Origin of the sequence: Streptomyces sp. NPDC006516, from assembly GCF_040611875.1 — a bacterium.
In the GTDB taxonomy this organism is placed as follows: domain Bacteria; phylum Actinomycetota; class Actinomycetes; order Streptomycetales; family Streptomycetaceae; genus Streptomyces.
Genome location: NZ_JBEXPD010000009.1, coordinates 100043 through 123815, shown reverse-complemented (window position 1 = coordinate 123815; position 23773 = coordinate 100043). Strand labels below are relative to the sequence as shown.

Below are 23773 nucleotides of genomic sequence, written 5' to 3'. Positions count from 1 at the left end.
CGAGTCCATCGCCGCCACCGGCGACTCCGCCTACGCGGCGGTACGCGACGGGTTCACCGCCCTGGCCACCGACCTCGGCAGGCGCCTGCACACCCTCGGAAAGCAGTGCGTCGCCACGGTCTTCGCGAAAACCGCGACGACGGGGAGGATCGGGGACTACGCGGCGCTCGGGCGTGTCGCCGACCGGATCCGCATCAAGGGCTACACCCTGCGCGGCGCGACCGGCAACCCGGGACCGGGACCCCGTACCTCACCCATGCCGGCGGCACGAAGACCCGCGAGGTCCGGTACCAGGACGCACGAGGGGTCGCCACCCATCTGCCCGTCCCGCGCAAGCACGGTGTGACCCGCACCGTCCTCTGGGCACTCGGATTCGAGGACCCACGGATCCGGCCGGTACTCGCCGATCGCTGACACGGCCCGCAACGGCCCCCCGGACAGCCGCCGTCGCCGAGGGGTCTGGAAGACTGCCGGACGCCATGAGCCAGTTACCCGAGCAGCCCGCGGGCACCTCCGTACCGACCAGCGCCGACGTGGCGCGGCTCGCCGGAGTCTCCCGGGCCACCGTGTCCTACGTACTGAACAACAACACGACCGTACGCATCAGTGAATCCACCCGGCTCCGGGTCAGGGAAGCCGCGGCCGATCTCGGCTACGTCCCGCACGCGGCGGCCCGGAGCCTGCGCGCCGGACACACCCGCATGGTGCTGCTGCCCGCCGCGCACGCCCCGGCCGGCCGGCCGCACCAGCGGTTCTTCGGCGGTCTGGAGGCGGACCTGCGCCGTCTCGACTACACCGTCGTGCAGTACGGCAGCGTCGGCCTCGAAGCCGATGAGGCGGCCAGGGCGTGGGCGGAACTCCGCCCCGTGGCCGTCGTCTCGCCCAGCGGCATCACCCTCACCCCGCACGGCATAGGCGTCCTCACCCGCTCCGGCGCCAAGGCGGTGATCACACTGGGCCCGCAGCCCGTCGACGGCGCGCACGCCCTCGTCATGGACCAGGGGGAGATCGGCGGATGCGCGGTCCGGCACCTGCTCTCCCGCGGACGGCGCCGGATCGGTGTGGTCGTGCCCCAGGAGCCCGGGCTCGCCCCGTACGCCGAGCCACGCCTGGCCGGGGCGGTGCGGGCCGCGGAGGATTCGGGCTCCGGCGCCCGTGTCCAGCCGCTGCCGCTGCGCTTCGACGAGGCATCGGCCCAGGACCTCGCGGGCCGCTGGCGCACGCTCGGCCTGGACGCGGTGTTCGCGTACGACGACGAGTACGCCATGCTCCTGATGAGAGCCCTTCAGGACGCTCATGTCGCGGTCCCGGCCGAGACGGCGGTGATCGGCGCCGGCGACCTGATGCTCGGCAGGCTCCTGCGGCCCAGGCTCAGCAGCGTCAGCACGGAGCTGGCGACGGCCCAGCCACTGGCCGAGATGATCGACCGGATGGTGCAGAACCCCGGCGGGACGCCCGAGCGCCACTACCTGCTGCGGGCGGCAGCCGTGGGGCGCGAATCCACCTGAGCGGTCGAGGCGGACGTCACGACATGCGCCACCGGCGGCGGCTGTCTAGCGTCGTCGGCATGAGCCATCCGCAGAGCTACGAGATCCTGCTGTTCCCGGAGCCCGAGGACCCGGACGCCGGAGCCCCCGAGCCGCGTACCGCCATCCGCTCCGCGGTCGTGGCGGCCACCGGCCGCACCGGAAGGTCGGGCTACCCGCGCTACACCGGGGAGGGCCTGGAGGCGGACATCGATCCCGCTTCGCACACGGTGGAGGCCCTGCTCGTGGACGGGCGCGAGCTGGACTACAGCCTCACGGTCAGGATCGCCGAGCGCATCGGCGGTACGGAGGAGCCGCAGCAGGAGAGCGGAGGCGGGGAGACGGCACAGAGCGGTGACGGCGGTGAGCCGGAAGAGGCACAGGCCGGGGGAACCCGGGAGCCGGAGGCGGCGCGGGGAGAGGGCGCGGCCCCCGACCGGCCCGGCAGTGGTTGACTCCGAGCCCTGCATTGTCAGCCGCGCCGGTTCGCAGCCCGCGAGACCCGCGCGAGGCGGGCACACGCGAAGGACCCGGCCGCACGGCCGGGCCCTTCGCGTGTGCCGCAGGTGCGCAGGGACTACTGCTGCTCCTGCTGCTGTGCTTGCTGCGCCTGCTTCTGCTCCTCGACCGACTTGCGCACCTCGTCCATGTCGAGGTTGCGCGCCTGCCCGATGACGTCCTCGAGTGCGGCCTCGGGGAGCGCTCCGGGCTGCGAGAAGACCGCCACGTTGTCCCGGACGATCATCAGCGTGGGGATCGACCGGATCTCGAAGGCCGCCGCCAGTTCCTGCTGCGCCTCCGTGTCGACCTTGGCGAAGACCAGGTCGGGGTGGCGCTCGGACGCCGAGTCGTAGACAGGGGCGAACTGCCGGCACGGACCACACCAGGAAGCCCAGAAGTCGATCAGGAGGAATTCGTTGTCGCTCACGACCTGATCGAAGTTTTCCTTGGTGAGCTCTACGGTGCTCATACTCTGATACCTCTTCCTGGGACCGTTCGGACCTGTCCGGCACAACGGTGACGTCTCTTGCGCTATTCCGCCTGCCCATGTGGCCGGGGGGCACACTCATGACCACACTGTTCCCATGACTGATGCTGATCGTGCACAGAACGACGAATACGACGTGGTGGTCATCGGGGCGGGCCCGGTGGGCGAGAACGTGGCGGACCGGGCTCGGGCCGCCGGACTGAGTACGGCCGTGATCGAGTCCGAGCTCATCGGCGGTGAATGTTCCTACTGGGCCTGCATGCCCAGCAAGGCGCTGCTGCGTCCGGTCGTGGCACGCGCCGACGCGCGCCGGGTACCGGGGCTGAGCGACGCGGTGCGGGGACCACTGGACGCGGACGCCGTCCTCGCCCACCGCGACGAGCAGACCTCCCACTGGAAGGACGACGGCCAGGTCGGCTGGCTGGACAGCATCGGCGCGGACATCTGTCGCGGCAAGGGCCGGCTGACCGGAGCCCGCCAGGTGTCGGTGACGGCCGAGGACGGGTCGGAGCGCCACCTCACCGCGCGGCACGCCGTGGCCGTCTGCACCGGGAGCCGGGCCGTGGTGCCCACGCTGCCGGGCATCGCGGACGTACGCCCGTGGACCAGCCGCGAGGCGACCAGCGCCAAGGAGGTGCCCGGCCGCCTCGTCGTCGTGGGCGGCGGAGTGGTCGGCGTGGAGATGGCCACCGTGTGGCAAGGGCTCGGCGCCGAGGTGACGATGCTGGTCCGGGGCAAGCGGCTGCTCCCCAAGATGGAGCCCTTCGCGGGCGAACTGGTCGCCGAGGCGCTGACCGAGGCGGGCGCACGGATCCTCACGGGAGTCTCGGCCAGGAGCGTGCGCCGGGCGGGCGGCGACGGCCCGGTCACCGTCGAACTGGACAACGGGGAACGCCTGGAGACCGACGAGATCCTCTTCGCGACCGGCCGGGCCCCGCGCACGGACGACCTCGGCCTCGAGACCGTGGGTCTCACCCCCGGCTCCTGGCTCGCCGTCGACGACAGCTGCCTCGTGGAGGGCAGCGACTGGCTGTACGCGGTCGGCGACGTCAACCACCGCGCGCTCCTGACCCACCAGGGCAAGTACCAGGCCCGCATCGCGGGCGCCGCCATCGCGGCCCGCGCACAGGAGACCCCTCTGCTGGAGACGGACCGCTGGGGCGCGCACGCGGCCACCGCCGACCACGCGGCCGTCCCGCAGGTCGTGTTCACGGACCCGGAGGTCGCTTCCGTCGGTCTGACGCTCGCGGAGGCGGAAGCGGCGGGCCACAGGGTCCGCGCCGTCGACTACGACCTGGCGTCCGTCGCGGGCTCCGGCCTGTACGCGCAGGGATACAAGGGGCGTGCCAGGATGGTCGTCGACCTGGACCGCGAGATCCTGCTGGGCGTCACCTTCGTCGGCCCGGGCATCGGCGAACTGCTGCATTCCGCGACGGTCGCCGTCGCGGGTGAGGTACCGATCGAACGCCTCTGGCATGCCGTGCCCGCCTATCCGACGATCAGCGAGGTGTGGCTCAGGCTGCTGGAGACGTTCAGGGGGTAGCGGCCGTCCTCGAGGACACGTGGGGTAGGGAAAGGGCGATCGAGCCTGCCCGCGCGGGGCGCGGACGCCGTTCCGGTCCGTACGACAAGAACCTGAACGGGAGCGGAGCGAAGCCGCCGAGAACCGGCCCTGTGACAGGAATGATGAAGCGATGACATTGCGTTCGGATGTGGCCGAGTTGCTGGCGGCGGCCGGCATCGTCGACGTGGACGTCGACGATGCCGTCGAGGACGAGCACATCCGATCGTTCGCCTACCGACGCGTCATCTCGGCGACGGCATCCTTGCCGAGGCGCGATCGAGACCGCGCGATCGTGACCACGATCCTGCGGGACCCCAACGAGCTGGGGTCCAAGACGGCTGTCGTCGCACTGGTGGACGGGGTCGCGACGAAGGTGACGGGCCCTGCTGAGTTCCGGCAGTGGTCGGCCGAACTACTCCCGGAGATCGACCGGCTCCAGACGGAAAGGTACCGCGAGTTCATTCGCCGCCGGATCCACGACTGGCTGTTCTACCTGTCCATCAGGGCCGGTCACGAGTCGACGCCGGCCGAGTTGGCGGGAGTCACGGACTGGATGCAGCGCGTCCTCGCCGAGGAGTCGACGTCGCCGGCGGTACTCGCCCTGCTCGCGGGGTCGGGCAGCAGCAGGAAGATACGGAACATCGCGAAGAGCCGAGCCGGAAAGCGCGAGCTGAGAACGGAATAGTCCGTGGGTATGGACCGCGCCGTCCACGGTACATACATCGGGTCTCATGCTCCGCCGTGGAGAGAGTCCTCGTCCAGCGAAGCGAGTCTGCTGAGGATGTCGACGGCTATGGCCCGTTCACCCTCGGGAAGTGACCGCAGTAGTAGTTCGTTGATCCGTTCTGCCGGAGCGATCAGGGAGTCGAGCAGCGCGGCCCCCTCATCGGTGAGACTCAGCAGCGTTCGCCTGCGGTCCTCCTCGTCGCGCACCTGGCTCACGAGGGCCTGGTCGACCAGGCGCCGGATCATCAGGTTGACCGTGGAGCGGTCCAGCGAGGTGAGGCGACCGAGAGTCCGCTGGTCCACGCCGGGATCCCGGCTGAGCGCGTTGAGGATGGCGAACTTCTGGGAGGTGATCTCCCGGGACACGTGCTGGGCCCAGAGAGCCGTGTGCACCTGCTCGGCACGCCGGATCAGATGGCCGATGTAATTGGGCAGCTCCAGCGCGCGCGCCACGGTGCTCCCTCCGTTCGTCGTCCAGGTGGTGCCGGCCGGGACACAGCCGGTCCGGATGAGTCTAGGAGTGCGCGGCACCACCCTGTGCGCGACCTTCCGTCAGTGGTCCCGGCGTCCGGGGCGCTGCTCGTACGGGGTGGCCCGGGAGCCGTCGACACCCACTTCGAGACGGCCGACGCGGTCGATCTCCAGGACGACGCGGTCCCCGTGGCTGAGCGGCCCCACCCCAGCGGGCGTGCCTGTCGCGATCACGTCGCCGGGGTGGAGTGTCATGACGGACGAGGTGTAGGCGATCAGCTCCGCGACTCCGAAGATCAGATCGGCCGTGTTGGTGCGCTGCCGGGTGGCGCCACCGACATCACAGCGCAGGCCGAGGGAGTCGGGGTCGGGAATCTCGTCCGCGGTGACGACCCAGGGCCCGATCGGCGTGAACGTGTCGAACGACTTGCGTGTGGAGCGGTCCTCGCCGGACCGCACGGTGATGTCCAGCACGCAGGTGTAGCCGAAGACGTGGTCCAGTGCGTCGGCCGCGTCGACATGGCTGGCGGTGCGTCCGATGACGACGCCCAGTTCCCCTTCCTGGTCGGTGCGCTTGTCGGTGTAGGGCAGGACGATGTCCTGGCCCGGGCCGATGACCGAGGAGTTGGCCTTGAGGAAGACGCCGAGGTCGGCCACCGAGGTGGTGTACGACATCTCGGCCTTGTGGTCGAGGTAGTTGACCGGCGCGCCGACGACCTTTCCAGGCCGGGGCAGGGGTGCTTCGAGGACCGCCTCGTCGAGCGGAACGCGTGCGCAGCCGGTGAGGTCGACCTGCACCGCTCCGCCACGGGCAGCGGTCTCGATGTGCTGGTGCAGCGCACCGGCCGCACTCGGTCTGCCCGTTCCGGTGAGTTGTTCGGTCACGTCGACGAGGTCGTCGCCGTCGACGATTCCGAGGCGTCCCTTGTTGAACAGGGCCAGACGCATCGTGGCCTCCTTGTTGAGTGTCGGGGTGGGGAATCAGGCGCCGGGGTCGGCGTCTTCGGTGCGGTAGAGGCCGAGGGAGCGCATGACCGGCTCGTCGCTGTACGAAAACAGGACCGCGTCGGCGGAGGCGGAGGCGTTCAGATGACGGTAGGAGGCCCAGCCGGGCACCGCGAAGGTGTCGTGCTCGCCCCACTCCACTCTTACGCCGTCCACGATCGTGGCGCCTTCACCGCGAACGACGTTGAAGATGGTGGAGGCCGTGTGCCGGCGGCCTGCTCCCCGGAATCCGGGGCGCAGACGCTGGACGCGGCAGCCGATGGTGGGCATGACCGGGCCGCCCGTCCACGGGTTCGTGTACTCCAGGACGATTCCGTCGACGTCGCTTCCCTCGGCCGTGTCGGCGATGCCCTCCAGCGACCGCTGGGTCTCTTGCCAGGTGTAACGGGTGACGGGGGAGCTTGGCCCCTCCGGAGAGAGCCAGACGGGATTGAGCCTGCCGTGGAGGAACTGCCTGCTGCCCGCGTCGTCGGCTCGGGTGACGGGCTGGAGGCGCTGGTGGAACTTCTCGTAGAAGCCGGCTTCCAGGGCGTTGACCAGCGGGTAGTCGAGTGCGTCGAGCCAGATCATGGGCGCGTCACCCTCGTGGGTGTGGTCATGCCAGTGCCATCCCGGGGTGAGCAGCAGATCGCCGGGGGACATGAAGACGCGCTCTCCGTCGACCGTCGTCCACGCGCCGCTGCCCTCCAGGATGTAGCGGAAGGCGTTGGAGGTGTGCCGGTGGGCCTGCGCGGTCTCGCCGGGCAGGATGACCTGAAGTCCGGCGTAGAGCGTGTTGACGGTGGCCGGGGGATCGGTCAGACCGGGGTTCACGAGCATGAGGACCCGGCGTTCGGCCTCTTCCAGCGAGAGGGTCCGGGAGAAGTGCAGCAGGAGGGGCCGCAGTTCCTGCCAGCTCCAGCAGTAGGGAACGGCGCGGCTCTTCGGCTGCGCGGGGAACAGGTTCCCGTAGAAGCGCCAGAGCGGGGCCGCACCCAGGCCCGGCAGGGCCTTGTAGGCGAGTTCGTCGGTCGTCATGGTGTCCTCCTGCGGTTGCTGGATCACGGGATGGGGACGGTGGCCGGGGACGGCGTCCACACCCAGGAGACGTCGTCGAAGTCCTCGGGCTCGCGTGACGCGAAGAGCCGGTTGCGCAGGGTGGCCCCCATGCCCTCCAGGTGGCAGATCTCGCCGAAGCGGCGGGCGTTGGTCTGGATCAGGGCCGCGCGTTCGCGGCGCTGATCGGCGTACGCCGCGAAGGCGTCGGCAGGGTCGGTGAACCGGCCGAGAGCCGCCCCGAGGGCGACCGCGTCCTCCAGTGCCTGACAGGCGCCTTGGGCCAGGTACTGCAGCATCGGGTGCGCGGCGTCGCCGAGCAGTGCGATCCGGCCGTGGACCCAGTCGCCGGTGGGGAGACGGTCGAACAGTGGCCAGCGCCGGTCCCGCGCTATCAGGGGCAGGGCGTCACGCACGGCCTGGCAGCTTCCCGCGAAGCGTTCCTCGAGCTCGGCCTCGGTGCCCCAGGCGTCGGAGTCCGGTGTGTAGTGGTCGCTCTCGAACACCGCCACTTGGTTGTAGAGCTCGCCGCGCCGCACCGGGTACTGCACCATGTGCATGCGCGGTCCGGCCCAGACCATCACCGCCTCCGAGGCGGCGTGTTGTGACATCCGGCCGGTCATCCTGTCTGCGGGTAGGGCTCCACGGAACGCCACGTAGCGCGAGCAGACAGGCTCGCCGTCACCGACCAGGGCCTGGCGCAGCCGCGAGTGCAGACCGTCCGCCGCCACGACCGCGTCGGCCGTCAGTGCTGTTGTCGTCTCGGCGAACCGCAGGTGCACCGCGGAGTCGTCCTGTTCGGCGTGCGTGACGGTGTGCCCGGTGCGCAGCGTGACGGCGGGGTGTTCCTGACAGGCGGCGAGGAGCGCTGCGTGCAGGTCCGTGCGGTGCGTCACCAGGTAGGGATGGCGGAAGCGCTCGGTGTACGCAGGGCTGCGGAGATCGAGAGAGGTGACCTGATCTCCGCTGAGGGCGTCCATCATCACGAGCCGGGGCGGGGCGACCGCGGTGCGCTGGACCGCCTTGAGCACCCCCAGTTCTTCGAGGGCCTGAGAAGCGTTCGGGGCGAGCTGAAGGCCGGCTCCGATCTCCCCGAACCGGGCGGCACGTTCGACCAGGGTCACGTGGTGACCGGCGCGGGCGGCGGACAGCGCTGCGGCCAGACCGCCGATACCGCCGCCGACCACGGCGATGCGGAGTGGAACAGACATATGACCTCCTTGGCAGGGAAGTGGAGGACACCGATGGAGGCGACGAGAAGCGCCAATATGATCAGTACATCAATCATTGGTGTACTGATCATATTGGGAGGGTGTGACCCCGGTGTCAACGGTTCCGCTGAGAAAGGTCAGCAGAGGGCGCGGCTCAGGACCGTGGGCTCAGCATGCGGCCGTGCGGCTGTCAGCGTGCACGGGAGCGTCGGTGTACGCGATGATGTCCGCGAAAGTCACGCCCGGGGCCGTTTCGACGAGGGCGAGGCCGTCGGCGGTCACATCCAGCACACCGAGATCGGTGATGATGCGGTGCACGCATTGCCGTCCGGTGAGGGGCAGAGTGCACTCCTGCACGATCTTGGGGCTGCCGTCCTTGGCGGTGTGTTCCATGAGGACGATGACACGGCGGGCGCCGTGGACCAGGTCCATGGCGCCGCCCATGCCCTTGACCGTCTTGCCGGGGATCATCCAGTTGGCGAGGTCGCCGTGGGCCGACACCTGCATGGCGCCGAGCACGGCGGTGTCGATGTGTCCGCCCCGGATCATGCCGAAGGAGAGCGCGGAGTCGAAGAAGGAGGCACCGGGCAGGACGGTGACCGTCTCCTTCCCGGCGTTGATGAGATCAGGGTCGACCTCGTCCTCGGTGGGGTAGGGGCCGGTGCCGAGGATGCCGTTCTCGGAGTGGAGCACGACGTCGACCCAGGGCGGGAGGTAGCCGGGTACGAGGGTGGGGAGGCCGATGCCCAGGTTGACGTAGGAGCCGTCAGCGAGCTCTTCGGCTGCGCGGGAGGCCATCTGTTCACGGGTCCAGGGCATCAGATGCGCACCGTCCTCTTCTCGATGGGTTTGTCAGCGGCTTGTCCGGGGGTGAGCTCCACGAGTCTCTGCACGTAGATCCCGGGCAGGTGGACGTCGTCGGGTGCCAGCTCGCCGGGTTCGACCAGTTCCTCGACCTCTGCGACGGTGACGCGGCCGGCCATGGCGGCGAGCGGGTTGAAGTTCGCGGCGGCCCGGCGGAAGACGAGGTTGCCGTGCCGGTCGCCGCGCCAGGCCCGGACGAGGGCGAAGTCCGTGGTGATGCCGTGCTCCAGGAGGTAAGGCCGCCCTGAGAAGTTCCGGATTTCCTTGGGCGGTGAGGCCACGGCGACCGAGCCTCCCCCAGGCGTGTAGCGCCAGGGCAGGCCTCCCTCGGCCACCTGGGTGCCGACGCCGGCTGCCGTGTAGAAGGCGGGAATGCCCGCGCCGCCGGCCCGCAGGCGCTCGGCGAGCGTGCCCTGCGGGGTCAGCTCCACCTCGAGCTCCCCACTGAGGTACTGCCGGGCGAACTCCTTGTTCTCGCCCACATAGGAGCCGGTGACCCGCGCGATGCGTCCCGCGGCAAGCAGGACGCCCAGGCCGCGGCCGTCCACGCCACAATTGTTGGAGACGACCTCCAGTCCGGCTGCCCCCTGCTCGTGCAACGCGTTGATGAGGACGTCAGGGATTCCGGAGAGTCCGAAACCGCCGACGGCGAGTGAGGCGCCGTCAGGGATGTCGGCGACCGCCTCGGCGGCACTGCCGCTGACTTTGTTCACGTGCGTGATTCCTTTGTGTGAGGGCACCGCGCAGGACCGCGGACGAGTCGCCGACGGCGGCGAGGTCCGCGTCCGTGCGCCGGTCGGTGAGGGAGACGGTCGGCCCGGCCGTCGAGCCGGTGATGCGGACGCAGTCACGGGCTTCGGGCGGTGCCGGAGATCAGCGCCACCGGCCTTGCCTTCGAGTCGTCTCACTCCGCGGCATCGGGGCGCAGGGCGTCGGATACGGACTTGACGCCGCCGTGCGCGGTGAGACCTCCGTCGACGGGTATCTCGGCTCCCGTGATGAACGACGCCTGGTCGGACATCAGGAACACCACGAGCGGAGCCACCTCGTCGACGCTTCCGGTGCGCCCCAGCGGGGTCTCGCGGATGTTGGTCTCGCGGAAGGCCGGGGCGGCGGACGCGGTCATCTCGGTCTCGATGTAGCCGGGATGGATCGTGTTGACACGGATGCCGCGGGGGCCGAGCTCCAGCGCAGCCGTCTTCGACAGGCCCCGCAGCGCCCACTTGCTGGTCGTGTACGCGACCGGGTAATGGGCGGTGAGGGCCGCGGAGGAGCCGACGTTCACGATGGAGGAGCCCGGGGGCATCAGGGGCATCAGGTGCTGGATGCCTAGGAGAGGGCCGGTGACGTTGACCGCGTGGACGCGCGCCATGTCCTCGGGGCGCACGTCGCCGACGCGGGCGCGCCAGGTGATGCCGGCGTTGTTGACCAGGCCGTGCACCTGCCCGTACGTCTCCCGCAGTTCGGCGGCGAGTTCGTCCCAGTCCTGCGCGCTGGTGACGTCCAGCCCGCGGCACCCGCCCACCGGGTCGACATCCGTGGCGATGACGTGGGCGCCCTCGTGTGCGAGGGCGGCGGCTTCGGCGGCGCCCTGGCCGCGCGCCGCGCCGGTGACTACCACCACCTTGCCGCGCAGTCCCGTGGGGCGCGGGCCGGTCACGGCCGGTCCCGGTCGCGGCGCCGGCCGGTCGGCAGGAGAACGGGATCAGCACCGGGCACCACGGTGCTGGTGAGTGTGCCCACGCCCTCGACGGTCAGGCTGACGGTGTCACCGGGCTGCAAGGGCGGAGGTGTCTGCTCACCCCGTCTGCCCCAGAGCTCGGCGAGGCAGCCCCCGTTGCCGCAGGTGCCGGAGCCGAGCACGTCACCGGGGACCACCCGGGTGCCGCGTGAGGCGTAGGCGGTCATCTCCTCGAAGGTCCAGCTCATGTTGGACAGGAGGTCCTCGCCGACGGTCTCTCCGTTGACCGTGGCGGTGAGGGCCAGGCGCAGGAAACCTTCGGGGTCGCGGTAGGGCTCCAGTTCGTCCGCGGTGACCAGGTACGGGCCGAGGGTGGTCGCGGTGTCCTTGCCCTTGCAGGGGCCGAGGCCCACCTTCATCTCGGCCGACTGGAGATCACGGGCGGACCAGTCGTTGAAGACGGTGTAGCCGACGATGTGGTCACGGGCCCGTTCCGGGGTGAGGTCGCGGCCCTCGCGGCCGATGACGGCTCCCACCTCGAGTTCGAAATCCAGGACGCTCGACCCTGGCGGTACGGGCACGCCCTGACCAGGTCCGTAGACCGCGTGCGGGTTGGTGAAGTAGAAGGTCGGTGCCGCATACCACTGCTCAGGCACGCCGGCGACTCCGTCCACGGATCGGCGTACGCCTTCGACGTGTTCCTCGAACGTGACGAAGTCGCGTATGGAGGAGGGCTGGAGAGGGGGAAGCAAGCGCACCTGGGAGACATGGGGCCCCGGCGGCACATCGAGTGCCGCTGCCCCCGCGGTGAGGAGACCCGGCAGTCCGTCGGTCTCCGTCAGAAGCGTGGTGAGCGAGGAGACGCCCGGCAGAGGACAGAGCGTGCCGTCCTCCTCGACGACGGCCACGCGGTGGCGGTGCTGATGCTCGTAAGCGGCGAAACGCATGGTGAGGCTCCTCCTGGGGAGACGGTCGGTCGAGAGGAATGCGCATGAGGTCGTGGCCCACGGGGATGCGGCCCCAGTAGCCCGCCACTGCGGTTCGTGTCGCCCGAAAGGACGATGGAGCCGTACGCGGTGCCGAACCGGAGGGCGCAGGGGGCGGCGTGCTGCCGCGGGGCACTCCGGTCGCCGTAGGGAAGCGGAGCAGCGGGAGTGCGCGGCGCCGGACCGGGGGCGGCAGCGTGGACCGGAAGCGTCCGCACGCTGCCGCACCACCGGGGGACGCGAGCGGATCAGACGGGCGGAGCGACGAAGACGCCGCGGTCCGGGTCGTTGAAGGACTCCTTGGCGACGAGTTCGTTCATCGCGTTGGCGGTGCCCCACTGGTCGGTGACCTCGGGCTTGGAAAAGTCGTAGACGTGGGGGTGCCAGGTGTCCTCGTCGAGGTTTTCCAACTCGGTCGTGTACTCGACGGTGTTGCCGTGCGGGTCGAGGAAGTAGGTGAAGGTGTTGTCGCCCGCCATGTGCCGCCCCGGGCCCCAGATCTTGCGGAAGCCCGCGCGCATGACGCGGCCTGAGCCGCGCATGTACTCGTCGAGGCCGCGCATCTCGAAGGAGACGTGGTGCAGGGCGGTGTGCGGTCCCTGTGCGATGGCCATGGAGTGGTGCTGGTTGCTGATCCGCATGAAGTGCATGACCTCGCCCATGTGCGGGGAGCTGAGCGTGTCGGAGAGGGCGAAGCCGAGGTGGCGCTCGTACCACTCCCTGGTGCGGTTCAGGTCGGGGGAGTTGAGGACGACGTGGGAGAGCTTGACCGGGATGGCCTCCTTCTCCTCGATCTTCCGGTGCTGCCTGACCTCGACATCGGCGGAGACCTCGATGGTGCGGCCGTCGACGTCGAAGAAGCGGAAGCCGTATCCGCCGCCCGGGGTGTCCACGGTGCCGGGCCGTGAGATCAGCTGGACTCCGCCGGCCAGAAGGCGCTCGGCGAGGGTGTCCACGTCGGCCGGGTTCGCGGCACCGTAGGAGACGAGGTCGAGGCGCTTCTCCTCGGCCTTGCGCAGCCGTACGACGTACTGCTCGGGGGAACCCTCGGCGGCCAGGAAGGAGATCCCGGAGTCCTCGGTGACCTTGGTGAGGCCCCAGACACCGGCGTAGAAGTCGAGCTGCTTGTCGTAGTCAGGCACCGCCAGGTCGACGTGGCGCAGGTGGGTGAGCAGGCGTGCGCTCATGGTGGGTTCCTCCTCAGGCAAGGGTGAGATCGAGCAGGGCTGCGGCGTTCCGGCCGCGTACGGCTTCGAGAACGTCCTCGGACAGCCGGGCTGCGCGCAGGGCGGCGACGGGGTCGTCGGTGCCCATGTCGAAGGGGAAATCGGAGCCGAGCAGGACGCGGTCGGGGCCGGCGACCCGGATCAGCTCGCGCAGGACGTGCGGGTCGTGGACGAGTGAATCGAAGTAGAGCCGCTTGAGATAACTGCTCGGCAGGTGGGCGCAGCCGGCACCGGCGTCCGAGCGGGCGGTCCAGGCGTGGTCGGAGCGGCCGATGTGGGTGGGGAGGTAGCCGCCGCCGTGGGCGGCGATCAGCTTCAGGCCGGGGTGGCGGTCGAGTACCCCCGAGAAGATGAGGTGGGAGAGGGCCACGGCGTTCTCGGTGGGCTGCCCGACCGTGTTGGACAGGTACCAGCGGTCCAGGCGCTCGTCGAGCGTGCATCCGAAGGGATGCAGGAAGAGCACCGCGCCGCTTTCCTCCGCCCGGGTCCACAGGGCTTCGTACGCGGGGTCGGACAGCTCACGACCTGGTGCGTGGCTGGAGATCTCCACGCCCAGAAGACCGTGGCCCAGGGCGTCGTCGAGGGCTTCGACAGCCAGATCCGGGTGCTGGAGCGGTACGAGCCCGAGCCCGCGCAGCCGCTTCGGGGCCGTCGCGCAGTGCTCTGCGGTGGCCTCGTTGGCCAGCCGGTACACCTCCTCGGCCGTTTTCTCGCCGGCCCAGTAGTGGTAGTGCGAGGGAGACGGGCTGACCAGCTGTATGTCGACGCCCTGCTGGTCCATCGCCGCAAGGCGCACGGCGACGTCGGTCAGTTTCGGGACGCGCTCGCCCACCATGGGGCCGCTCACCGCGAGAGCCTCGGCGCCGTTGCGCCGGGCGTCCAGAGCCTTTGCCGCATCGTGGCCGGGCAGTCCGGCCACGAGTGCCTCGACCTCGGGAAGCAGGACGTGCGCGTGTACGTCCACGGTGGGGGAGGGGCGCGCGGGAGCGCTCGACGAGGGGCGGTGGCCGGACGACGGGTTGGAGGTCACGGCAGCTCCCGGAGCATCGTCATGGTGCGGCCCATCAGGCCGGGGACATCGGCGTCACGTACGCCGTCGAGCTGCCACCGCCCGATCTGGACGGAGGCTTCCACCACCGGCCGGACCCTTGCGATCCGCCGCTCGTAGTACGCCTGGAACAGATCGTCGTCCCAGGTGTCGGAGCCCGTCAGCATCTGCGTCAGCACCCAGGCGTCCTCAAGGGACAGAGCGGCGCCCTGCGCGAGGGTGGGCGGGCAGCAGTGGGCGGCGTCGCCGACGAGGACCACGCGGCCGCGGTGCCAGGAACCCTCGACCAGCATGCGGTCGAACCAGGTGTAGTTGACCTGCGCGGGGTCGGTGATGTGCTCGGTGATCTCCGGCCAGTTGCCGCCGTAGGCAGAGGCCAGGCGTCGCATCTCGTCGGCGTAGGACTCGGCGGGGATCGTGGCGCGGTCGCGGTTGGCCTCGACGACGTACGCGTAGAGCGTGCTGTCGCTGGTGGGGCAGTAACCGGCGATGAAGGCCGGGCCCCCGTAGGCGAGGTCGGTGCGTTCCACGCCTGTGGGGCGTGGCGCGGCGACGCGCCAGATGGCCATGCCGGTCGGCTCGGGCTTCGCCGTGATGCCGATGGCGGCCCGGGTCGTGGAGCCGAGGCCGTCGGCGGCGATCACCAGGTCGTAGCGTCCCTCGGAGCCGTCGCTGAAGCGGACCGAGACGCCGTCGGCGTCCTGGTCCAGGATCTCCGCGGTGACCCCCAGGCGGACGGTGGCGCCGCTGGCGCGCACGGCCTCGATCAGGATGCGCTGGAGTTGCGGCCGCTGCATGCCGACGGTGGCGGGGAGGTCGTCGCCGCCGCTGCGGATGTCGTCCTGCGCGTGCAGGACGGTCCCGTCGGGGGCGGTGATGCCCACCGACCCGAAGCCGAAACCGGAAGCTTCGACCTGCTCCCACACGCCCAGCTCGCGCAGCACGCGCAGGGCGTTGCCCTGGAGGGTGATGCCGGAGCCGGCTGTGGCGTTCCAGTCGTCCTTGGCCTCGATGAGGTTCACGTCGATACCGGCGCGACGCAGCAGGAGGGTCGCGGCGTTTCCGGCCGCACCGCCGCCGATCACCAGGACCGTACGAGCTTCATTCATGGGGGAACTCCCTTGTTCCTGGGACTACTTGACGGCGATCGGGTTGATGGGGGAGCCGACTGCGCCCGTGATGGGGAGGGGCGCGGCAGTCAGCCAGAACGCGTACGCGCCGTCGGCCGCACAGTCCTCGGCGAGGGCGTCCAGGTCCCACATCTCCCCGATGAGCAGGCCGATGTTGGGGATGGCGACCTGATGCAGCGGCTGGAAGGCGACATCGAACTCGTTGGGCCGCACCTCGAAGCCCCAGGTGTCGGTCGCGATCGCGGCGATCTCACTGCCGTGCAGCCAGCCGGCGGTGGTGAAGGAGAGGCCAGGGGCCGGGCCGCCCGCGTAGTCGCCCCAGCCGTCGCGGCGGGCCCGGGTCAACTGGCCGGTACGCACCAGGACGATGTCGCCGCGGCCGATGCTCACGCCCTGGGCCTCAGCGGTCGCTGTCAGGTGTTCCTCGGTGATCGCGAAACCGTCGGGAAGCTCCCCGTCCTGGCCGATCCTCCGGCCGACGTCCAGGAGCACACCGCGTCCGGCGACGTGCGGGGCCATGTGCTCGATGCCGGTGACCAGGTCACCCTCGGAGGTGACGGTCTTCGCCGCGTCCCGGCCGTTCCACGTCTTGCCGTGGTCGAAGATGTGACCGAGCCCGTCCCACTGGGTCGAGCACTGCAACGGCATCGCGATGACGTCGTCGGCACCGCCGATGCCGTGCGGGAAGCCCTGCAGGCCGAGTGCCGCGTCGGTACCGGTGTCGAGCATGGTGTGCACCGGATTGGTGCGGCGGCGCCAGCCCTTCTGCGGGCCGTTCATGTCGAAGCTCTGGGCGAGCGAGAAACTGGCACCCCGGCGGATGAGGGCGGCGGCCTCCCGCCGCTTCGCCTCGTCCAGGAAGTTGAGAGTGCCGAGCACGTCGTCCTCGCCCCAACGTCCCCAGTTGGAGTACGCCTTCGCGGCCTCGGCGATCGAGCCCTCGGGATCGGTGCGGTCCAGGTTCATGACGTCTCCGCCACGCAGCGGGTGCGCTGAGCGCCGAGTCCGGTGATGGAGCCGTCCATGACGTCGCCGTCGCGCAGCAGCCGCCCCCAGTGCATACCGTTGCCGGCCGGGGAGCCGGTCAGTACCAGGTCGCCGGGCAGAAGCTGGGCCGTCTGCGAGGCATAGGACACCATGCGCGCGACGTCGAAGATCATGTCCTCGGTGGACTCGTCCTGCATGGTCTCGCCGTTCAGCTTCAGCACGAGGCGCAGGTCGTCAGGGTTCGCGATCGACCCGGCCGGCACGATCCAGGGGCCGAGCGGGGTGAAACCGGGCGCGTTCTTGCTGCGCAGCCAGTCCGTACCGATCTGCGGCATGTCCCGCCGGAATACGGTGGCACGGTCGGTCAGGTCGTTGGCGATCGTGTAACCGGCGACGTGGCCGAGAGCCTCCTCCACGGACACCTGGTGGGCCGGACGGCCGATGACGGCCACCAGTTCCAGCTCCCAGTCGGGCTTCTCGGCCCATGTGGGGAGTACGACGTCGTCGTACGGACCGGTGATCGCGCTCGGCAGGCCGATGAAGACGTACGGCAGGTCCTCGGCCGCCCGGCGGTCCATGATCTCTGCGGCCTCGGCCCGGCGCTCCCCCTCGGAGCGGTTGTCGGCCGGGTCCCGGTGGGCAACATGCAGGTCGATGACGTGCTGCCGGTAGTTGGCGCCCGACTGGAACACCTGGCGGGGCTCCACCGGGGCGTGCACCCGGAAGTCCGCCAGCGGCCTCCGCTCCGGAGCACTGTCGCCGGCCAGCGCCGTGAGCCGCTCCGGAGCCGTGTCCCAGCTCTCCAGGAGACCACGGATGGACAAGGACTCGTCACCGAAGGCAACGCGCAGGTCGATCACCTGGGCGTCCGCCGTGACGAGCGCGGGGAAGGCCGGTCCGTCCGGTGCCGAGAGCGTGGCCAGAGCGAAAGGCCCGGCGAACAGCGCGGACGCGGATGCAGATTTCACGAACATGTCCTCCTGATTGCGGTGTGACTAATCTGGACCCAGCACCCGGGATCAGGGAAATCAATTCTGTGGATGGTCGCCATCCATCGTGTTTATTCCTGCCTGGTCGGCGCCTTACCGCAAGGGGAAGTCTCATGAATCTGGCCCGTCTCGACCTCAACCTCGTCGTCGCTCTGCGTGCCCTGCTGGAGGAACGCAACGTCACCCGCGCCGGGGAGCGCGTAGGGCTCAGCCAGCCCGCGATGAGTGCTTCCCTGGCCCGCCTGCGCCGGCACTTCGGCGACGATCTGCTCGCACGGGTCGGCGGCCACTACGAACTCACCGCCCTCGGGCAGGTACTCCTGCACCGCACGTCCACCGCCTACGAAGTGGTGGAACGCCTCTTCGCCAGTCAGGCCGACTTCGACCCGGCCAGCGAGAAGCGCGAGTTCAAACTCGTGGCCTCCGACTACGCGGTCGCCGTGTTCGGGGCCGAGCTCGCCCGCGTCGTCCACGCGGAGGCACCCGGCATCCGCCTGCGCTTCGTCCAGACCCCGCCCACCGTGGTCGACGACACGGCCACCCTGCTGAGCACCACCGACGGCCTGCTCATGCCGCACGGCGTCATCAGCGACTTCCCTGCCACCGACCTCTACGAGGACAGATGGGTCTTCCTCGTCGCGGACGACCACCCGAGCATCGGAGACCGGCTCACCCGAAACGATCTGGGGCGGTTGCCATGGGTCACCTACCAGCGGACCTACGACGCGCCCGCCGTGCGCCAGCTCGGCATGCTCGGCATCGAGCCGCGCGTCGAAGTGTCCGTAGACAGCTTCCAGCTGCTGCCGCTGCTGGTGGCGGGCACCCGGCGCATCGCCCTGATCCAGGCCCGCCTCGCCCGGCTCCTCGCACCGCTCGCCGCCGTGCACGTGGTGGAGCCGCCCTACGAAGCCGTCCCGCTGAGGGAGGCGATGTGGTGGCACCCGGTGCACACCCACGACGCGGCACACATCTGGCTGCGTGAAACGACTGCCCTCGTAGGCAGGCGCATGGCCGACGTGGCCGAGGTGCCGACCGCAGACCGATGAGTGGGCGCACCCCCGGCCACCGGTGAAACCGGCCGGGAGCCATCGCGCCATCCACGGCGTGGATCGACACCATCCGAAACTCGGATCGCGTGGGGGGTGGGCAGTGCGGCGTCCGGACCGCATAGTCATGGCACATCACGCGCCCATGCGCGGCGATCTCCGACAAGTCGGACTCGCCCGCCTTTCGGTGCGACCTCCCCCTCTCGCATCCTGGAGTGCCGCCATGCCGGTTTCTGCTGACCCGCCTGCCCGTGAGCGCGATGGCCACCCGGCCGTCGCGGGCAGGCTGCCGGCCGCTCTGCTGATGGCAGGCAGTTGTCTGCCCATCCTCGGCGCAGTGCTGCTCGCTCCGGTTCTGCCTCGTATGCAGGACCACTTCGAGGGCGTTCCGGGTAACGCCGCATTGGTCCCCCTGGTGCTGACGGTCCCGGCGCTGTCACTGGCTCTCCTCGCCCCGTTCGCCGGTGTCATCGTCGATCGGCTCGGCCGTAAACGCTTGTTGGTCGTGGCGACGGTCTTGTACACGTTGTTCGGCACCGTGCCGCTGTGGCTGGACTCCCTGCACGGCATCGTGGCCAGCCGCGTGCTGCTGGGCATCGCGGAGGCCGCCGTCATGACCTGCTGCACCACCCTGATCGGTGACTACTACACCGGTAGGATCCGCGACCGCTATCTCGCCCTGCAGACGATGTGCGCGTCGGCATCCGCCACCGTCTTCTTCGTGTTCGGAGGTGTTCTCGGGGCGGTCAGCTGGCGTGCGCCCTTCTGGCTGTACGCGGTGGGTCTGCTGCTTGCCCCCGTCATGGCCCGGGCGCTGCCGGCGCCGGCGCCTGGCGCCGAGCGCGCGGCAGAGGAGGAACGGGCCGAGGCCGAGCGCCGGCCCTTTCCCGTACGCCGCATGGCCGGCCTGTGCCTGCTGACCGTGTTCGGCGCGGTCGTCTTCTACGCCGTCCCTGTGGAAATGTCCTATCTCCTCGACGACTTGGGGGTGGACTCCACCGGCGTCATCGGAGCGGTCACGGCGATCGCCAGCGCCGCCACCGTTGTCGGCTCGATCGTCTTCACCCGGCTCCCCGACCGGCCTCGACGCCGACTGCCGGCGCTCTTCCTGTTGTGTGCCGCCGGCTTCCTCGTCATGGGGACCGCCGACAGCCTCCCCTTGTTGATCGCGGGCGCCGTGGTGAACTGCGTCGGGACGGGACTGCTTCTTCCCTCCCTGCTGACGCTGGCGATGTCCCGGCTCGACTTCGCCGACCGAGGGCGCGGTACAGGCCTGTGGACGGCGGCGTTCTTCCTCGGTGAGTTCCTCTGCCCACTGGTCCTCCTGGGGGGCAAGGAAATTCTGGGCGATCTGGCATCGGCCGTCGGACTACTCGGGCTGGCCGCCCTGCTGGTCTCGGCGGTCCTGGTGCCCTTCACGCGCCGTACGCCGCAGCGGGAGCCGCATCACCATGCTCCTGGACAGCCCTGACCGATCCGGGTCACCGCGCCGGCACGGCCAGGGTCGACCGGCGCACGACCAGTTCCGGCTGCAGTACGACGTGGGCGTGGTCGTGGCCGGTGCCACGGGTCGTCTCCTCGACGAGCAGACGGCCGGCCTGCCGGCCCATCGCTACGGCAGGCCGTCGCACCGAGGTGAGCGGGACGACGGCGGACGCGGCGAACTCGATGTCGTCGTAGCCGACCACCGCAAGGTCCTCCGGCACCTTCAGCCCGGCTTCGTACAGCGCCTGGAGTACGCCCAGGGCAAGCAGGTCGTCGGCGCAGAAGACGGCGCTGGGGCGGTGGGGGAGCCCGAGGAGGCGGTGCCCGGCGTCCTTGCCCGCGCCCACGGTGAGGTCAGCACAGGCGAGTTCCCTCAGGGCTGTGAGCTGGAGCCCGGCCTGGGCGACGGCGCTGACGGCTCCCCTGCGGCGGTCCCGTACCTGCTGGAGGTCCGGACCGCTGACATAGGCGATGGAGCGGTGTCCCTGGTCGATCAGGTGGCGTACCGCGGCGTGCCCACCCGCCACGTCGTCGATGCCGACGGAGCAGGCGCCGGGCTGGGGGGCGTACCGGTCGGCGACGACGAAGGGAACAGCATTCCGCCGGAACGCAGCCGCTGTGCGCCCGACGGCCTCTCCGGAGGTCAGCACGGCACCTCGGATCCGGTGCGAGGTGATCAGGGAGAGGTGGCGCGCCTCCTCCGCGAGGTCGCGGGTGCCGGTGCAGACCATCACGCCGAGGTCGGCCTCGCGGGCGGCCTGTGCCACGCCCATGGCCAGGGCGGTGAAGAACGGATGAGCCAGATCCGGCACGAGAACCGCGAGGACACGGGCCGACCGTCCGTGCGGTTGCCGGGCTCCTTCTGTTCTCACGTAGCCCAACGAGTCGATTGCCGCCAGCACGCGGGTTCGCGTGGGCCCGGCCACGAGTTCCGGGCGGTTGAGCACGTTGGAAACGGTGCCGAGAGAGACGCCGGCCTCCCGCGCCACGTCCTTCATGCCCACTGCGGGGCGTGCGGAATCCTCATGGTTCATCAGAATCCTCTGTACGAGCCTTCGTTCAGGACACGTCGGACAGGGCGCGGCAGGTCCGCTCTCGTCCGCGGGCTAGCCGCCACTCAGGGCGGCCGTGCTGCCGCGAACCACCAGACGCGGTGTCATGGAGGCCTGTATCGCCCTGTCGCGTCGGCCCTCCACGCGCTCGATCAGCATGCGGGCGGCGGAGGAACCCATGGTGTGTCCGGCCTGGTCGACGCTGGTGAGCTGGACGGGGGCCAGAGCGGCGAGGGCCGTGTTGTTGTAACCGGCGAGCGAGAGGTCGTCCGGGATGCGCAGGCCGAGTTCGTGGGCCGCCCGATAGATGCCCAGAGCCGCGACGTCGGCGCCGGTCATGATGGCGGTCGGCCGCGGGTCGGCCGTCAGCAGAGTCATGCCGGCCTTGAAGCCGCCTTCGTCGGAGTACGCGGCGTGGTGGACGCGCACATGCTCGGCGAGGCCGTGCCGTTCCATGGCCGCACGGTAGCCGTCGGCCAGGACGACCTCCGGTGTGCGCTTCCACTGGTTCGCCTTGGTGCCGGGGGCGGAGACCAGGGCGATGTCCCGGTGCCCGAGCGCCACGAGATGGTCCACCACCAGCTCGGCGCCCGTGTCGTCCGCGTCGACCACCGAGTCGTGTGTGTCGGTGCTGTCGTGATGGCCGATGACCACGGTCGGTGTCGCCGTCGCCGTCGCCAGCACCTCGGCGCGCGAGGTCCCCGGCGCGATGAGGATCAAGCCGTCCATCTGGCGGTCGACCATCGAACGGATCGTCTTCGCCTGCTCGTCGGGGTCGAAGCCGGCCGCCCCGATCAGCACCGTGTACTCGCTGGTGCGGAGCTCCTCCTGGATGCCGTCGAGGATGTCCGCGAAGAAGGCGTTGCGGACGTTGTCCAGCAGCACGCCGATCGTGTACGTCCGCCCCCGCATCCCGCGGGCCGCCGCCTGCGGGCGGTAGTCCAGCTCGGCGATGCTCGCCCGCACCTTCTGCTGCATGGCCGGGCTCACGCCGTAGGCGTTCCGCAACACCTTGGACACCGCGGCGACGGACACGCCCGCGTGCCGCGCGACATCGGTGATGGTCACACGCTTGTTCTGCTTCGGTGCGGCGGGCCCGCCCATGGTCAGCACTCCGGATTTCCTAGGCGTCGGTGTAACGGTCTACATGATGACGCCTGGATGACGACATGGCTACCGTCTAGTGCCTCGGCGTTACGGCTCTGTGTCTTGACGGATTCATCGGTGCGGTGCAGGGTGTTGCTCACTTCGTGGTGGAGAACGTTACACGCAGCCTTCTGCGCGGTCGGACCGTCTGCCTTCCTCAGCGCCGCTCGCCGTTCCTCGCCCCTCTCGCACAGACCTCTGGGAGTCCTCCGTGTCCCTTCGCATGCCCCGCGTCCGTCGTGCGCGTCTGAGCCTGTTCACGGCCGGCACCGCCTCACTGGCACTGCTCACCACCGCCTGCGGCGGTGGCGGCGCCGGATCCTCTGCCGCGCCCAAGGAGTTCAGCTACCTGAGCGTCACCGAGAACACCACCGTCAAGACCGCCCTGACCACCCTGTCCAAGGGGGCGTGCAAGTCGGCGAACGACGCGCTGCCGCTGAAGGTCGAGACCGTCCCGCAGGCGAGCCTGGACCAGAAGCTGCAGCTGCTGGCCGGCCAGGACGCCCTGCCGGTGCAGTTCGCTGCGGGCAACGCTCCCGCGCTGACACAGCAGTTGGCGAAGTCGGGCAAGGTCGCCGACCTGGAGAAGGAGCTCAAGTCTCTCGGCGTCCTCGACCAGTTGGAGCCTGCCGCCGTCTCCACGATCAAGGCGCTGTACGGCGGCAAGGTCGAGGTGCTGCCCTACGAGTACAACATCGAGGGCATCTTCTACAACAAGAAGCTCTTCCAGGAGAACGGCATAGCCGTGCCGGGCACCTGGGACGAGCTGGTGGCGGGCGCCGCGAAGCTGGACGGCGAGAACATCCAGCCCTTCTCCGCATCCGGTCAGCAGGGGTGGCCCATCACCCGCCTGGTGAGCACCTACCTCTACCGCAGCCTGGGTCCCGACGCCCTCCAGAAGGTCGCCGACGGCAAGGCGAAGCTCACCGACCCGGAGTACGTGAAGGCCGCAGAGGAGATCGCAGCTCTGGGCGAGAAGGGGTACTTCGGCAAGGGCGTCGGCTCGATCGACTACGACACCGCGATGAACCAGTTCCTCAACGGCAAGGCCGCCATGTTCTACATGGGCAGCTGGGCGCTGGCCAACGTCTCCGACGCGAAGCAGAACAAGGTGGGTGCCGAGAACGTCGGCTTCATGCCCTTCCCCGCTGTCGCCGGTGGCAAGGGTTCCATCGACCAGTACCCCTCCAACGTCGGTCTCGGCATCACCCTCGGCGCGAAGTCCTTCGACAAGAAGACCGGCGCCTGGGCCTCCTGCATCGCAGAGAACTACGGCAGCACCGCGCTCGAGGACCACGGCTCCATCTCCGGCTTCAAGGTGAACACCGAGGTGAAGGACGCCAACGAGGTCACCACTCAGGTCCGCGACACCATCAGCACGTCCAAGCAGAACGTCCTGTGGTTCGAGGCCCTGTTCAGCACCAAGGCCACCACCGTGAGCCAGACCAACGCCGCCGGCCTGGTGGCCGGGAGCATGAAGCCCGCGCAGTTCATGCAGACCGTCCAGGACGCGCTGGCCGCCCAGTGATCAACCGGGGGCGGTCCGCCGGCCTCCTCGCGCCGTACGCGCGGGCCGCCCCCGGTTCCGTTCCGGCAGGTTTTCTCAA

General features: G+C 69.9%; 23 protein-coding genes. 7 read left to right on the top strand and 16 right to left on the bottom strand.

Translation table 11 applies throughout. The features are described 5' to 3' along the window. Positions 1 to 479 precede the first annotated feature (479 nt). Both ABZY45_RS23590 and ABZY45_RS23585 read left to right on the top strand, forming a co-directional pair. Positions 480 to 1508, top strand: a complete 1029-nt coding sequence (locus ABZY45_RS23590; protein WP_356742688.1) for a LacI family DNA-binding transcriptional regulator — start codon at positions 480 to 482, stop codon at positions 1506 to 1508. 59 nt (positions 1509 to 1567) lie between these two features. Next, positions 1568 to 1981 carry a hypothetical protein gene (locus ABZY45_RS23585; protein WP_356742687.1) on the top strand — a complete coding sequence of 138 codons (414 nt, stop codon included), beginning with the start codon at positions 1568 to 1570 and terminating at the stop codon, positions 1979 to 1981. Positions 1982 to 2103: 122 nt separating this feature from the next. Here the strand turns inward: ABZY45_RS23585 and trxA are convergent, their stop codons facing one another. Beyond that, entirely contained in the window at positions 2104 to 2496 is a 393-nt protein-coding gene (trxA, locus tag ABZY45_RS23580; RefSeq protein WP_356742685.1) for a thioredoxin, read from the bottom strand. A 115-nt stretch (positions 2497 to 2611) separates the two neighbouring features. Between trxA and ABZY45_RS23575 the strand changes: the two genes are divergently transcribed. After that, positions 2612 to 4057: an NAD(P)/FAD-dependent oxidoreductase gene (locus ABZY45_RS23575; protein ID WP_356742683.1), complete on the top strand. Its 1446-nt coding sequence runs from the start codon at positions 2612 to 2614 to the stop codon at positions 4055 to 4057. A gap of 151 nt (positions 4058 to 4208) precedes the next feature. After that, positions 4209 to 4763, top strand: coding sequence for a hypothetical protein (locus ABZY45_RS23570; RefSeq protein WP_356742682.1), 555 nt, complete (start codon positions 4209 to 4211; stop codon positions 4761 to 4763). 44 nt (positions 4764 to 4807) lie between these two features. Here the strand turns inward: ABZY45_RS23570 and ABZY45_RS23565 are convergent, their stop codons facing one another. From ABZY45_RS23565 to ABZY45_RS23505, 13 genes are all read right to left on the bottom strand, one after another. Further along, positions 4808 to 5257 carry a MarR family transcriptional regulator gene (locus tag ABZY45_RS23565; RefSeq protein ID WP_356742680.1) on the bottom strand — a complete coding sequence of 150 codons (450 nt, stop codon included), beginning with the start codon at positions 5255 to 5257 and terminating at the stop codon, positions 4808 to 4810. A gap of 99 nt (positions 5258 to 5356) precedes the next feature. Next, positions 5357 to 6223 carry a fumarylacetoacetate hydrolase family protein gene (locus ABZY45_RS23560; protein ID WP_356742679.1) on the bottom strand — a complete coding sequence of 289 codons (867 nt, stop codon included), beginning with the start codon at positions 6221 to 6223 and terminating at the stop codon, positions 5357 to 5359. 33 nt (positions 6224 to 6256) lie between these two features. Beyond that, entirely contained in the window at positions 6257 to 7297 is a 1041-nt protein-coding gene (locus tag ABZY45_RS23555; protein WP_356742678.1) for a cupin domain-containing protein, read from the bottom strand. 23 nt (positions 7298 to 7320) lie between these two features. Then, positions 7321 to 8526: an FAD-dependent monooxygenase gene (locus ABZY45_RS23550; protein WP_356742676.1), complete on the bottom strand. Its 1206-nt coding sequence runs from the start codon at positions 8524 to 8526 to the stop codon at positions 7321 to 7323. 168 nt (positions 8527 to 8694) lie between these two features. Further along, positions 8695 to 9345, bottom strand: coding sequence for a CoA transferase subunit B (locus ABZY45_RS23545; protein WP_356742674.1), 651 nt, complete (start codon positions 9343 to 9345; stop codon positions 8695 to 8697). Then, the gene (locus ABZY45_RS23540; RefSeq protein WP_356742672.1) at positions 9345 to 10103 is read right to left on the bottom strand and encodes a CoA transferase subunit A; all 759 of its coding nucleotides are present in this window, start codon (positions 10101 to 10103) and stop codon (positions 9345 to 9347) included. Before ABZY45_RS23540 ends, ABZY45_RS23545 begins: the two co-directional genes overlap by 1 nt. A gap of 191 nt (positions 10104 to 10294) precedes the next feature. After that, positions 10295 to 11050 carry an SDR family oxidoreductase gene (locus tag ABZY45_RS23535; protein ID WP_356742671.1) on the bottom strand — a complete coding sequence of 252 codons (756 nt, stop codon included), beginning with the start codon at positions 11048 to 11050 and terminating at the stop codon, positions 10295 to 10297. Further along, entirely contained in the window at positions 11047 to 12018 is a 972-nt protein-coding gene (locus ABZY45_RS23530; protein ID WP_356742670.1) for a fumarylacetoacetate hydrolase family protein, read from the bottom strand. Before ABZY45_RS23530 ends, ABZY45_RS23535 begins: the two co-directional genes overlap by 4 nt. Positions 12019 to 12305: 287 nt before the next feature. Further along, a complete protein-coding gene (locus ABZY45_RS23525) occupies positions 12306 to 13244 on the bottom strand; it encodes a VOC family protein (protein ID WP_356742669.1) in 939 nt (312 codons plus the stop codon). Between the two features lie 13 nt (positions 13245 to 13257). Continuing rightward, the gene (locus ABZY45_RS23520; protein ID WP_356742667.1) at positions 13258 to 14313 is read right to left on the bottom strand and encodes an amidohydrolase family protein; all 1056 of its coding nucleotides are present in this window, start codon (positions 14311 to 14313) and stop codon (positions 13258 to 13260) included. After that, positions 14310 to 15440, bottom strand: coding sequence for an FAD-dependent oxidoreductase (locus tag ABZY45_RS23515; RefSeq protein ID WP_356742665.1), 1131 nt, complete (start codon positions 15438 to 15440; stop codon positions 14310 to 14312). Before ABZY45_RS23515 ends, ABZY45_RS23520 begins: the two co-directional genes overlap by 4 nt. 24 nt (positions 15441 to 15464) lie before the next feature. Further along, positions 15465 to 16427, bottom strand: a complete 963-nt coding sequence (locus tag ABZY45_RS23510; protein WP_356742663.1) for a cyclase family protein — start codon at positions 16425 to 16427, stop codon at positions 15465 to 15467. After that, complete coding sequence (locus ABZY45_RS23505) at positions 16424 to 17422, bottom strand: fumarylacetoacetate hydrolase family protein (RefSeq protein ID WP_356742661.1); 999 nt, start codon at positions 17420 to 17422, stop codon at positions 16424 to 16426. Before ABZY45_RS23505 ends, ABZY45_RS23510 begins: the two co-directional genes overlap by 4 nt. Before the next feature lie 128 nt (positions 17423 to 17550). Here ABZY45_RS23505 and ABZY45_RS23500 point away from each other — a divergent pair, with 128 nt between their 5' ends. Continuing rightward, positions 17551 to 18483 carry a LysR family transcriptional regulator gene (locus ABZY45_RS23500; protein ID WP_356742659.1) on the top strand — a complete coding sequence of 311 codons (933 nt, stop codon included), beginning with the start codon at positions 17551 to 17553 and terminating at the stop codon, positions 18481 to 18483. A 304-nt stretch (positions 18484 to 18787) separates the two neighbouring features. Next, on the top strand, positions 18788 to 19954 hold the full coding sequence (locus ABZY45_RS23495) for an MFS transporter (protein ID WP_356742958.1): 1167 nt from the start codon (positions 18788 to 18790) through the stop codon (positions 19952 to 19954). Between the two features lie 10 nt (positions 19955 to 19964). Here ABZY45_RS23495 and ABZY45_RS23490 read toward each other — a convergent pair whose 3' ends face one another. After that, the gene (locus ABZY45_RS23490) at positions 19965 to 21002 is read right to left on the bottom strand and encodes a LacI family DNA-binding transcriptional regulator (RefSeq protein ID WP_356742658.1); all 1038 of its coding nucleotides are present in this window, start codon (positions 21000 to 21002) and stop codon (positions 19965 to 19967) included. 72 nt (positions 21003 to 21074) lie between these two features. Then, complete coding sequence (locus ABZY45_RS23485; RefSeq protein ID WP_356742957.1) at positions 21075 to 22124, bottom strand: LacI family DNA-binding transcriptional regulator; 1050 nt, start codon at positions 22122 to 22124, stop codon at positions 21075 to 21077. 253 nt (positions 22125 to 22377) lie between these two features. Here ABZY45_RS23485 and ABZY45_RS23480 point away from each other — a divergent pair, with 253 nt between their 5' ends. Then, entirely contained in the window at positions 22378 to 23694 is a 1317-nt protein-coding gene (locus ABZY45_RS23480; RefSeq protein WP_356742657.1) for an extracellular solute-binding protein, read from the top strand. The last annotated feature ends 79 nt before the right edge of the window (positions 23695 to 23773 follow it).